The organism is Rahnella sikkimica, assembly GCF_002951615.1.
GTDB lineage: Bacteria > Pseudomonadota > Gammaproteobacteria > Enterobacterales > Enterobacteriaceae > Rahnella > Rahnella sikkimica.
In genome coordinates, this window is record NZ_CP019063.1 from 441,604 (window position 1) to 454,350 (window position 12,747).

Annotated in this window: 9 protein-coding genes; 5 read left to right on the plus strand and 4 right to left on the minus strand. The window is 54.4% G+C overall.

Features of this window, described 5'->3' with window-relative positions; genetic code table 11:
- Positions 1 to 144 precede the first annotated feature (144 nt).
- Positions 145 to 2,298 (minus strand): TonB-dependent receptor PqqU, encoded by a 2,154-nt coding sequence (pqqU, locus tag BV494_RS23415; protein ID WP_104925182.1) that lies wholly within the window; start codon positions 2,296 to 2,298, stop codon positions 145 to 147.
- A gap of 755 nt (positions 2,299 to 3,053) precedes the next feature.
- Here pqqU and BV494_RS23425 point away from each other — a divergent pair.
- Complete coding sequence (locus BV494_RS23425; RefSeq protein ID WP_104925184.1) at positions 3,054 to 3,806, plus strand: alpha/beta hydrolase; 753 nt, start codon at positions 3,054 to 3,056, stop codon at positions 3,804 to 3,806.
- A gap of 36 nt (positions 3,807 to 3,842) precedes the next feature.
- Here BV494_RS23425 and BV494_RS23430 read toward each other — a convergent pair whose 3' ends face one another.
- From BV494_RS23430 to rhaS (BV494_RS23440), 3 genes are all read right to left on the minus strand, one after another.
- A complete protein-coding gene (locus tag BV494_RS23430; protein WP_104925185.1) occupies positions 3,843 to 4,934 on the minus strand; it encodes a coiled-coil domain-containing protein in 1,092 nt (363 codons plus the stop codon).
- A 210-nt stretch (positions 4,935 to 5,144) separates the two neighbouring features.
- Positions 5,145 to 6,584: an aldehyde dehydrogenase gene (aldA, locus tag BV494_RS23435; RefSeq protein ID WP_104925186.1), complete on the minus strand. Its 1,440-nt coding sequence runs from the start codon at positions 6,582 to 6,584 to the stop codon at positions 5,145 to 5,147.
- Between the two features lie 213 nt (positions 6,585 to 6,797).
- A complete protein-coding gene (gene rhaS / locus BV494_RS23440) occupies positions 6,798 to 7,616 on the minus strand; it encodes an HTH-type transcriptional activator RhaS (RefSeq protein ID WP_104925187.1) in 819 nt (272 codons plus the stop codon).
- A 400-nt stretch (positions 7,617 to 8,016) separates the two neighbouring features.
- Here rhaS (BV494_RS23440) and rhaS (BV494_RS23445) point away from each other — a divergent pair, with 400 nt between their 5' ends.
- The 4 genes from rhaS (BV494_RS23445) (at position 8,017) to BV494_RS23460 (ending at position 12,611) form a co-directional block, all read left to right on the plus strand.
- Positions 8,017 to 9,009 carry a rhamnose ABC transporter substrate-binding protein gene (gene rhaS / locus BV494_RS23445; protein WP_104925188.1) on the plus strand — a complete coding sequence of 331 codons (993 nt, stop codon included), beginning with the start codon at positions 8,017 to 8,019 and terminating at the stop codon, positions 9,007 to 9,009.
- A 67-nt stretch (positions 9,010 to 9,076) separates the two neighbouring features.
- Positions 9,077 to 10,591: a sugar ABC transporter ATP-binding protein gene (locus BV494_RS23450; protein ID WP_104925189.1), complete on the plus strand. Its 1,515-nt coding sequence runs from the start codon at positions 9,077 to 9,079 to the stop codon at positions 10,589 to 10,591.
- On the plus strand, positions 10,588 to 11,601 hold the full coding sequence (locus BV494_RS23455; protein ID WP_104925190.1) for an ABC transporter permease: 1,014 nt from the start codon (positions 10,588 to 10,590) through the stop codon (positions 11,599 to 11,601). Before BV494_RS23450 ends, BV494_RS23455 begins: the two co-directional genes overlap by 4 nt.
- Complete coding sequence (locus BV494_RS23460) at positions 11,598 to 12,611, plus strand: ABC transporter permease (protein WP_104925191.1); 1,014 nt, start codon at positions 11,598 to 11,600, stop codon at positions 12,609 to 12,611. The genes BV494_RS23455 and BV494_RS23460 overlap by 4 nt, the downstream gene beginning before the upstream one ends.
- Positions 12,612 to 12,747 lie beyond the last annotated feature (136 nt).

Here is a 12,747-nt window from a genome sequence, read left to right on the forward strand (position 1 = left end):
ATCTTCAAGAACACCCGGTTTACACGGGCGTCATGCCTTGCGAATGCTGCCAGCGTAAATACGTGCAGGCGTCTGGCAGCTTCGCGGGGTACTTTTTTACTGACTTTAAAACGGACTTCTGTGACTGACTAAAAAACGTAAAACTTATTCGAAGCTATAAGAGAGCGTAGCTCCGCCACCGTAGTTCCTGCCAGGTGCAGGCTCGAAATAGCGGCCATTGCCTTCATTTACGATCACGGAACCGACGTAATTTTTGTCGAACAGGTTATCGACGCGGGTGAACAGGTCGAGTGTCACTTTGCTCCAGTTGAAGCGGTAACCCGCACTCACGCTGGCGACGGTATAGGCCGGTGCCTGCTCGCTGTTTTCATCGTTGACTTCGATGTCGCTCATGTAGCGGATATCCGCACCCGCATGCCAGCCGTCAACCGGTGCCCATTCCAGCGAGGCGTAACCCATGTTGCGGGCGATCCCCGGCAGACGATTCCCGGCTGGCGTACAGTCGCCCGCGCCGCAGGTTTCGTTGCGGAATGTTGCATCGAGCAACGTCCAGGCCATTTTCAGACGCCAGTTATCTTCGAACTGCTGATCTAATGACAGCTCCAGCCCGCGACGACGGGTTTTCCCGGCATTCATGTAGCTCGAACGGCCGCCGACGCTTTCAGCAACAATCAGCTCGTCATCGGTATCGGTCTGGAACACGGCGGCGGTCGCTAAACCGTTACCCACGCGCCATTTGCTGCCGACTTCAACCGTCGTGCTGGTGGCCGGTTGCAGATCCAGGTTCAGACCTGACTGGCCGTCAGTGCGGTAAGAAAGCTCGTTAATGGTCGGCGTTTCGAAACCACGGCCCGCAGATACATAAGTATTCAGCGTCGGCGTCACCGCGAAGTTCAGGGACGCCATCGGCAACAGTTTGTGGTAACGGCGTGAACCGCTGTCGTCCGGATTTTTGCTGGTGATGTAGTAATCCGTTGAATCGAAATTGACGGTGCTGTAGCGCGCACCGACATCCAGCGTCCAGCGCGGCGTCAGGTTCCACGTGGTTTGCAGATACGGGTCGAGGTTCCACATCACGTTCTTTTCATTACGGCGTTCATTGCCCTTCACGCCAAGATCGCCATCAGAATCGAAGTTCTCATAACCGAAACGGCGCTCGGTCATGGTTTCATAATCCAGGCCACCGGTGACGGAGAACGGCACGGAACCGATCTGATCGTCATGTTTCCAGCGGGTATCTACCCCGGAATATTTGCGCTCCAGCACGATCACGCCACCTGCGTTCAGCGGGTTTTTCTGCGATGCGGCCGGAATGGTTTGATACTGCGTGGTGTGACGCTCGCCGTGATAGGTCATCAGGCTGAATTCGTCGTTCTCGCCCATCTGACGTTGGTAGCGCAGGCCGACTTGCGTTTGATCCAGGCTCTTGCGCGCGTTGTACTGGTCAGCGCGGGTCGCCTGTTTCGGGTTGTCGTGCCATTCGGATTCCGTCAGCCCACCCGGATCGTTCGCATCAACGGACACGCTGTTAAACATCAGCGTCAGGGTGCTGGCATCATCGATACGCACGCCCAGTTTGCCGTTACCGAGATTTTTCTGCGTACCGCTGTGGTCACGGTAGCCATCGGTGGTAAAACGCGAACCGGAAATCAGGTAATTCACATCGCCCGCGTGCGTGCCGTCGCCGGTTGCGCCGCTGGCTTTTACGCTGTTACGGAAAGAACCGTAACTGCCGAAATAAGTACCTGCCTCAAGTTTGGCGGGCTGGGAACCGGTTTGGGTATCCACGTTCACCACGCCGCCGGACGAGTTGCCGTAAAGCGCCGAATACGGGCCGCGCAGCACTTCCACTCGGTCAACCGAATTCAGGTCGATATTCGACGTCTGCCCCTGCCCGTCTGGCATGGTGGCCGGAATACCATCGACATAAATGCGCACGCCGCGCACGCCGTACATGGAACGGCTGCCGAATCCGCGAACGGAAAGTTGTAAATCCTGCGCGTAGTTCTGGCGGTTCTGCACCTGTAAACCCGGAACGCTGCCCAGACTTTCAGACAGGTTGACCTGCGCTTTGCTGTTTCTGAAATCGTCACCGTCAATCACGCTGACCGCCGCAGGGGTATCCAGCTCGGATAATCCGCCGGTGCTTTCACGCTTGATGACCATCAGCGAGGGAGAATCTGACGAATCGTCGGAATCTTTCGCGGGGGTGCCCGCCGATGACTGTGCGTAACTGACTGAAACAGGGTTCAAAACTGATAAAAACGTGATGATGAAAGCAGAGGTTTTGGCGTTCACTTTATGATTTCTTTTGTTTTACGTTAAAAGGTTGAGTCAAAAAAGACGACGCACATCTCAATTTCAGACATTAGAAGTAGACACAAAACGACCAATCTGAATGAGAGCGGTGAAGGGCGTCACTATAGTTTTTTTCTTCCTGTTAGTACATACGCAACTTTACAAATATAACTTTTTAACAAAATACCGCACACAGTGTACATCTGAGGGCCATTTTCATTTTAAATCTCCGCGCGAAACCTGCGTGTATATACAACCTGTGGCGTTTTTTCTCCCCCTATGAAATAAACGGATTGTTTCACATGGAAATTAACCCGGTAACCACAGGGTTATTGAACATTTTTAATGGTAGCGGTTACAGCAAATTCAATGCATTGATTTATAATCAATTTATTAAAATCCTGCATTACCTGAACTCACGAAAAATTATGTTCAAAAATCGCCATGTAATTCGGAATAAACCGTTTAGTTTCCCTCAGAAAATTCCGCTTACTGAATGAATATAGACCACTATCTGCACAAGCGGGAATTAGCCGTGGTGTTTTTATATGCATAAAGTTCCGATATATGGCACTGCCTTGTCTTTACAAAACATATAGAACCGAATAACCCGTGATGGCGAGGATTTGGGCAGGGAAAGCGTTTTCACACATGACGTTTTTGTCATGAAGCCGTCACCCGCCTGTCAGAGCCGCGGGCTCAGAGTGAATCACACATCCGATGTTCATTCTGATTTAAAGCAAAGAGGTCATGCCATGCGTTTACGTTTAGCTTCTACATTACTGGTTGCAGCCGCGTTCGGTTCTCAGGCTGCACTGGCCTCGCCGGTCAAAAATATCGTGCTGGTTCATGGCGCATTTGTCGGCGGTTCGGGCTGGCGTCCGGTGTACGACATCCTGACGCATGACGGCTATAAAGTGACGCTGGTGCAGGAACCGCTGACGTCGTTCCCGGAAGACGTCGCTGCCACCAAACGTATTTTAGACAGGCAAGATGGCCCGGCGATCCTGGTCGGTCACAGCTATGGCGGCGCGATTATTACGGAAGCGGGTAACGATCCGCACGTCGCGGGGCTGGTTTATATCGCGGCGCATGCCCTGGATAACGGCGAAACCGAAGCGATAAACGGCAAGAAATTCCCTAACTCCGCGCACCCGTTTGTCAAAACGCCGGACGGTTTCCTTTACATCAACCCGGCGAATTTCCCGGCTGACTTTGCCGCCGACTTACCTCTTAAACAAGCCGAATTCGAAGCGCAGGCGCAGATGCTGACATCCGCCAGCGTGTTCACCGCCAACATCCCGGATCCGGCATGGAAGGTGAAGCCAAGCTGGTACATGGTCGCGAAGTCCGACAAGATCATTAATCCGGATTTAGAACGGATGTACGCCAAACGCGCTCACAGCCACACCGTTGAAATCGCGGGCGCCAGCCATTCCGTGTACGAGTCACATCCAAAAGAAGTGGCCGCACTGATCGAACAGGCGGCGAAAGGCGCAGAGAAATAAGCCTGATCAGCCGGTGAAAAACGGCTTTTACGGAGGTTATGCTTTTCGGGTGTACGCGATCATGTGGGAAAGCGCGTACACCACGCTGCCAAGGAGGGCGGCGGGCGCGAGGCTGTCGTAAAGATGTCCCGGCTGAGCCCCGGAATACAGAATGATCGCCGAGACGGCGATACCCATCATGGCGCCGGGCATGTGGATCCAGCGGCTGAAACGTTCTTTTTTGGCTTTGTACGCTGCGAATTCCTGCTGCGTGCGTTCCAGCGCGTTTCCCAGCCTTTCGCAATCTTCTTCATTCTGGCGAAAACCTTCCGTTAATCGGGCGTTTTCGTCATCCCGTTCGGCCAGCAATTTTTTCAATTTCGCCAGATTCTCTTTCGCAGACTGCCCCTCAAACTCTTCGCGTTTCAGGCTGACGCGCAGCTGGCTGATTTTCCGATTCGCTTCTGAAGTGAGTTCTTTTTGCTGTTCGAGCAGTGCGTAATTGCCATCGGCGCGACGGTTAGCGGCATGGCGTTTACTTTCTTCCTCGCCTGCGCGGCTTTCAGAATCACTTTCCATCTGATCTAAACGCTGTTGCAACTTATCGCGCGCGGCCGCCATTGCCGCCATCTGGCTGCCGGTATAGCTGATCAGCTTATTGGCGGCGTCCAGTTCAGCCGAGGTCGACGCCCCGGCGGTTCGCTGACGTGAACGGACCAGCGCCAGTTCATCCGCGTGCTGGATCCTTTGAATTTCGGCCTGACGTTGCAGCTCAGAAATCCGGGCGTTCAGACGAAATGCTTCATCCCTCATTCGCCCGATTTCTTCTAAATTACCGTTGTCAGAATTGACGGTGGCCGGTTTATGGCGCGCAACGGCAAGTTCATTGGTGAGGCTGCGCACCTGTTTTTCCAGCGAGGCCAGTCTTTCCAGCGTGACGGCGGTGTCTTTAAAAACGGTTTTGATCTTCGCTTTGTCTGCATCTGAGCGGCCGAAACTGACGCCTTTCAGCGCACTTTCCACTTCGCGAGCGATAGTGGTTTTGTCCATTGCCTTCATCCGGTTACAGGCGCTGGCGAGAAAACTCGCGGCTTCATTACTGTTTCCGGTGCCAAAGGCTTGTTTGATAAGGCTTTGTATCACGCTCATTGTTGTCGTGCTCACTCGCAGAATATATTCAGGACACGCATGATGCAGACCTTAGGTGCATCAAAATCTAATGATTCATTGTATCAGATAGGATTTGTTTTATTTATCGAAGTTATTTTAAGCGGATGTTTTGAGAGAATAATAGCAGTGGTTATGAGATAAAAAAGCCGGAACCCGGTTTCCCCCGCTCCGGCTGTCTTCATGCGGAAATTAATGGAATTGCAGATACGCGACGTGGGTTTGCAGATATTCCTGCAAGCCGTGTTTACCGTCCGCGCCGCCGACGCCGGATTTGCGCCAGCCCGCATGGAAGCCCTGCATCGCTTCAAAGTTTTCGCGGTTAATGTAGGTTTCCCCGAACTTAAGCTGTTTCAGCGCTTTCATTGCGGTGTTGATATTTGAGGTGTAGATCGAAGACGTCAGCCCGTATTCGCTGTCGTTAGCCATCGCAATCGCTTCATCCAGCGTTTTGAACGTCGCGACCGGCAACACAGGGCCGAACACTTCTTCATGCATGATTGGCATGTCCTGTTTCACATCCACCAGCACCGTCGGCTGATAGAAGAAGCCTTTGTCGCCGTGACGTTTGCCGCCCAGCAATACTTTCGCGCCTTGTGAAACCGCTTTCGCCACTTTGTCCTCAACGCGTTTTAACGCCGCACCGCTGATCAGCGGCCCCATATCCAGATCTTTTTGTTCGGCGGGATTGCCGAAGGTCACTTTTTTCATCGCCTCGCTGATCCGCGAAATGAATTCGTCGTACACGCCTTCCTGCACGTAAACACGTTCCGCACAGTTACAAACCTGCCCGGTGTTGATCACGCGTGAACTGACGATGGCTTTAACGGCCAGATCCAAATCCGCGTCGTCCATCACGATGGCCGGGGCTTTACCGCCCAGCTCCAGCGACACTTTCGTGACGTTCTGCGCGGCGGCGGTCATGGTGGCGATACCGGCGGCGACGCTGCCGGTCAGGCTGACCATCCCGACTTTCGGGTTGGCGGCCAGTTCCTGCCCGACGGTCGGCCCGTAGCCGGTCACAATATTCAGCACGCCTTTCGGCAGGCCGATTTTGTGGATGATTTCCGCGAAAATCACCGCGTTATTCGGCGTGATTTCACTCGGTTTAATCACGATGGTATTGCCGGTGATCAGCGCCGGTGCGGCTTTTCGCGCGATCAGAAAGAACGGGAAGTTCCACGGCAGAATGCCGGTGGTCACGCCGATGGCTTTGCGGAACACGAAGATATTTTCGTTAGGCCGGTCACTCTGAATGATTTCGCCTTCGTAACGGCGCGCCCATTCGGCCATGTAATCGAGATAATCAGCGGTAAACAGCACTTCGGTTTGCGCCAGGCCAAACGTTTTACCGCCTTCCGCAATAATGGTTTCGGTCAGTTCGGCTTCGCGTTCGCGGATCCCGGCGGCGATTTTGTGCAGCCACACGCCCCGTTCTACCGCAGGCAACGCTTCCCAGCCCGGCTGCGCCGCTTCGGCCGCATCAATGGCTTTTTTCGCATCTTCGGCAGAGCCTTCCGGGATCTGCGAAATCACCTGTTCTGTGGCCGGGTTTATCACGTCAATCCACTTACCGCCGGTGTTTTCAACGAATTCGCCGTTGATGTACATACGTTTTTGAACTGTGCCCATGTCAGAAATCTCCAAAGACCGGATAGAGGGTTGATGAACGAGTTGTTAAAAAATAAGCTCTTTTTTGTAAAGTTCTAACAGCCTGTTCTATCCGTGACGTTTTTACCTTTCCGTGATTGCCAGTTCGTTTTGGGAAATGGCAAAAATGTCATGGTCGGTCTGCCCGACATAACATTTTTGCAAATCAGAGGGCGTTAATAAGAAGAGCGGAGATCATTGCCTGATGCTGCGCGGGGCATACCCAAATTCGCGCTTAAAGAGAGTAGAGAAATAATTGCTGTCGCAGAAACCGCACTGATGGGCGATATCCGTAATCGAGCTGTCGCTGAAACGCAGCATGTTGCGCGCGTTGAGCAGGCGCAGGCGGTTGAGATAATTGAGCGGCGTGCAGCCGGTTTGCTGTTTCATCTGGCGATGCAGCGTGCGCAGGGACATGGAGAATTGTTCCGCCAGCACCGGCCAGTTGATCTCTTCGTCATAATGCTCGTTCATCCAGTCCAGCAGATTATTGAGGTCGCCGCCCTGCCCGCGATAACCGACGTCACGGCTGCCCTGACGCAGCAACAATAAAAGCTGCATAAAATACAGTTCCTGCTGAGCCTGCGATTCCGGCGTCTGGCTGACCGTTTTACGCGCCAGCAGGTTGATGAGCGTTTTGGCCTGCGTCACCTGACTCGGGCTGATGCGCCAGTGCGCCGGATAAATGCCATCGACTTCCTGCGGCAGTAAATCGCTGACGCCGTTGAGGAAACGAAACGCATTCGGGCCACGGTACAGGACGTTGGTCAGATGCAGATTGTCGGTATCTTCGTAAAGATGGTGGTCGCAGTGGCGCACAAAGCAGACGCTGCCTGCGCTGAGGATCAGCGGATGGTCATTAAAAACGTGCGTCCCGGTGCCCTGTTCGACCAGCACAATCTCGTTGAAATCCTGGTGATGATGCTCAGGAAAAGTTTCCTGCGGGTAACGGGGTTCAATGGCGACCGGAAAATTTCCTGAGGGGAAATAATCACTACTGCGTAACACGGTCATTTCCGACTCCTTATTAACATTATCGTAATATCTTAGTCGTCACTGACGCCGCCATCGGGCTGAAATTGTGATCTGCCAGCCGCTTTTGAACAAAACCTTTCTTTCCCGACACAATCTTGCGTAATCCGGCGTATGACGCAGGTTTACGCCCTGTTTTAGTGCGGTTTTTCACTGACACAAAACGGCTTTTTTCGGGGCGATTGGGTGGGTCGAAACAAGATTGTTATCAATTTGTGAGGTTGTTCTCTTAAACCTTTGCAGCTTTGCCATAGTTAGCGCAGAACTGGCACTCGCGGAAAGGTCAGATCCTCAGCAACCTCCTAGAGTCGTGATCATGCGCCTGGCGCGTCGGCAATTTTTGGTCGTTAAACTTTATGCAGACTTATGCGGAGTACAAACAATGAAATTAAAACACGTACTGAGCCTCACCCTGATCGCGAGCAGCATCCTGCTGGCAGGCGCGGCATCGGCAGAAGTGAAGATTGCGCTGGTGGCAAAATCACTGGGCAACGGTTTCTTTGAGGCGGCAAACGTTGGCGCGCAGCAGGCAGCGAAAGAACTGGGCGATGTGAAAGTGATTTACACCGGCCCGACCACCACCACCGCCGAAGCGCAGATTGAAGTGCTGAACGGCCTGATTGCACAGGGCGTTGATGCGATTGCCGTTTCCGCCAATGACCCGGACGCGCTGGTTCCGGTGCTGAAAAAAGCCATGCAGCGCGGCATTAAAGTGGTGTCCTGGGATTCCGGCGTCGCCAAAGAAGGCCGTCAGATCCACCTGAATCCGTCCAACAATGCGCTGATTGGTGAAACCAACGTCAAACTGGCCGCCGATGCACTGAAAGCGCTGAATGTCGAAAAAGGGGATGTTGCGATCCTGAGCGCCACACCCACCTCGACCAACCAGAATCTGTGGATTGCCGAGATGAAAAAGGTGCTGCCAAAGTATCCTTCCGTCAATCTGGTGACCGTGGCTTATGGCGATGATCTGTCAGACAAAAGCTACCGCGAAACCATCGGATTACTGAAATCTTACCCAGATCTGAAAGTCATTATTTCCCCGTCTTCAGTCGGGATTGTCGCCGCCGCGCAGGCGGTGAAGGATCAGGGCAAAATCGGCAAAGTTTACGTCACCGGCCTCGGTCTGCCGTCTGAAATGGCGGGCGCGGTGAAATCCGGCGCAACCAAAAGTTTTGCCATCTGGAACCCGATTGATCTCGGCTACGCCGCAACGTATCTGGCCGACGATCTGGTCAAAGGCACCGCCACCAAAACCGAAGCCAGCATGGGCCGTTTAGGTAAGGTGAAACTGGACGCGGACGGCAGCGGCGCGATGGCTGAACCGTTTGTTTACGACGCCAGCAACATCGACAAATTCTCAAAAATATTCTGATCCTGACGGCGGCTCATCGTTTCGCGGTGAGCCGTTTTGTTGTGCTTAGCCAGACAGGGGAAACGAAATGACAGATTCCACGACTCCGCTTTTGTCGTTACAGGGCATCAGTAAGGTCTTTCCGGGCGTCAGGGCGCTGAATAACGTGCATGTGGATTTGTATCCAGGAAAAGTGACGGCCCTGATTGGCGAAAACGGCGCGGGTAAATCCACGCTGGTGAAAGTCATGACCGGCATTTATCAGCCGGAAGAAGGCGAGCTGCGCTACAAAGCGATTCCGATCAAACTGCCCAATCCGGAATCCGCACACAAAGTCGGTATTACCGCCATCCATCAGGAAACCGTGCTGTTTGACGAACTTTCCGTGACCGAAAATATCTTCGTCGGCCACTACGTTTACAGCGGGATTTTTAAGCGCCTGAACTGGCCGGCGATGCATCAGCAGGCGCGCGATATTCTGACGCGTCTGGAAGTGAACATCGATCCGCACGCCATTTTGAAAGAACTGAGCATTGCGCAGCGCCATATGGTGGCGATAGCCCGCGCGCTGTCGTTTGATGCGCAGGTGGTGATCCTCGACGAACCGACGGCGGCGCTGTCGCAGCATGAAATCGTGGAGTTTTACCAGATTGTCGAACGCCTGAAACACGAGGGAAAAGCCATCCTGTTTATCTCGCACAAGTTCGACGAGATTTTCGCGATTTCCGATTACTACACGGTGCTGCGCGACGGCAGTTATGTCGGCTCCGGCAAGATCAGTGACATCACCGAGCCGCAGATGGTCACGATGATGGTCGGGCGCGAAGTCAGCCAAGCCTATCCGAAAGTGAATTGCGAACCGGGTGAAACCGTGTTGCAGGTGCAGAATCTCAGCCATCCGACCGAATTTTCTGGCATCAGCTTCTCGCTGCGTAAAGGCGAAATTCTCGGATTCTACGGGCTGGTCGGCGCGGGCCGTACCGAGCTGATGCAGGCGCTGTTTGGCGTCACACAACCGAACGGCGGCAAGATTCTGATCCACGGCAAAGCACAGCATTTCACGCGCCCTTCTCAGGCCATCCGCGCGGGGATTGTGTACGTGCCGGAAGAGCGCCAGAAACAGGGCGCGATTATCGATTTACCGATCAGCCAGAACATCAGTTTGCCGCAGCTCAGCCAGCTCAACCCGCGCGGCGTGCTCAATGACAAAAAAGAGTGGGCGCTGGCCGACGATTATGCGCGCCGGTTGCAGGTGAAAGCGTCAAGCTGGAAACAACCGGTGGGCACGCTCTCTGGCGGGAATCAGCAAAAAGTGGTGATCGCAAAATGGCTGGCGACGCAGCCGGACATCATCATTCTCGATGAACCGACCAAAGGGATTGATATCGGTTCAAAAGCGGCGGTGCATCAGTTTATGTCCGAGCTGGTCGGGCGCGGGCTGGCGGTGATTATGGTGTCTTCCGAATTGCCGGAAGTCATGGGCATGGCGGACAGGATTATTGTGATGCACGAAGGGCTGATGGTGGCGGAATTCAACGCAGGTGACGCAACCGCCGAAATGATTGTCAGTGCCGCCAGCGGCGCGGGCGAGGAGGCGGCATGATCAAGAATTTACTGAAGTACCGCGAGCTGCTGCTGGCGGTGGTGATTGTCCTGATGGTACTCGGCGTCGGTGCCCGTTCACCAGAATTTATCGGTGCCGGGAACCTGCTGGAGATGTTCAACGACACCTCGATTCTGATCATTCTCGCGCTCGGTCAGATGATGGTGCTGCTGACCAAAGGCATTGATTTGTCGATGGCCGCCAATCTGGCGCTGACCGGCATGATTGTGGCGCTGATCAACTTCCATCACCCTGACATTCCGGTGTGGGCGCTGGTGCTGCTGGCGACGGTGCTTGGCCTGATCATGGGCGCGATTAATGGCCTGCTGGTGTGGAAAGTGGGGATTCCGCCGATTGTGGTGACGCTGGGCACCATGAGTATTTATCGCGGGATTATTTTCCTGCTCTCGAACGGCGGCTGGATTAACGCCCATCAGATGAGCCCGGATTTCCTCAGCCTGCCGCGCGCGCCGTTTCTCGGCCTGCCGCTGCTCGGCTGGTGCGCGATTGCCGCGCTGATTCTGGTGGCGTATTTCCTGCGCTACAGCCGCACGGGCCGTGCGTTATACACGGCAGGCGGCAATGCCACGGCGGCGTATTACACCGGCATCAACGCGGGCAAAATGCAGTTCATCAGCTTCTGCCTTTCCGGCGCGCTGGCGGGTTTCTGCGGCTACCTGTGGATTTCACGTTTCGCCGTCGCCTACGTGGACGTCGCCAATGGCTTTGAATTGCAGATTGTCGCCGCCTGCGTCATCGGCGGGATCAGCACCATGGGCGGCATCGGTTCCGTGGTGGGCTGTCTGCTCGGCGCACTGTTCCTCGGCGTCATCAACAACGCCCTGCCGGTGATTGAAGTGTCGCCGTTCTGGCAAATGGCCATTTCGGGCGCGGTGATTGTCATCGCGGTGATCCTCAACGAACGCGGCAATAAACGTAAAGGAAGACTGATTTTACGCCATTCTCCTTCCGTCCACGCATCAGGACCTGAATCAGAGGCCAGATCATGAATAAGACCTTAACTTCGCGCACGCCTGCACGGGAAAGTGCACCGATGGCGGTGACGCCGTTCTTCCGCCGCCTGATGTGCTGGGAAGGATTTTTACTGGGGGTAACGCTGCTGGTGTTTGTAATAAACGCCCTCGCCTCGCCGTACTTCCTTAATATCTGGAATCTGTCGGACGCCACGTTCAACTTTACTGAAAAGGCCATTATTGTTTTGCCGATGGCGATGCTGATTATCGCCCGTGAAATCGATTTATCCGTCGCCTCAACGATGGCGCTGAGTTCCACGATTATGGGGTTTTGCGCACAAGCCGGACTGCCGACACCGGCGCTGGTGGGCGTCGGGCTGAGCGTGGGGTTATTGTGCGGGCTGATTAACGGGCTGCTGGTGACGCGTCTGAATCTTTCGTCGATTGTGATCACTATCGGCACCATGAGCCTGTTCCGTGGCGTCACGTATGTGCTGCTCGGCGATCAGTCCCTGAATAAATATCCGGCCAGCTTTGCGTGGTTCGGGCAGGGTTATGTCTGGGGGCCGCTGTCGTTTGAGTTCGCGTTATTTCTGGTTTTGGGCGCGGTTTTTTATTTCCTGCTGCACAAAACCAACTTTGGCCGCCGCACCTACGCCATCGGCAATAATCCGGTGGCGGCCTGGTATTCCGGCATTAACGTGAAACGCCACAACCTGACGCTGTTCGTACTGGTCGGCGTGATGTCCGGGCTGGCGGCAGTTCTGCTGACGTCACGGCTGGGCAGTACGCGCCCGACGCTGGCACTCGGCTGGGAACTGAGCGTGATTACGATGGCCGTACTCGGCGGCGTCAGCGTGTTGGGTGGCTCCGGCAGCATGACCGGCGTCATTATTGCCGCCTTCCTGATGGGCCTGCTGACCTTCGGTCTCAGCCTGCTGAACGTGCCGGGCATCGTGATGTCGGTCATCGTCGGCGCGATGCTGATTGTAGTGATTTCGCTGCCGGTGCTCTACCGGAGGATGATGGCATCGCGGGGGAAATAGCGTCTGACTGATAATCCCCGCCTACGGGCGGGGGTTGTTGAGAGAGAATTGTGTTTCAATGCCTTTAATTGGCCGTTCCACTTGATCCTTTTCGCACTCTTCCCGTAGTTTAAACCCACATCTTGGTTTCTGAATG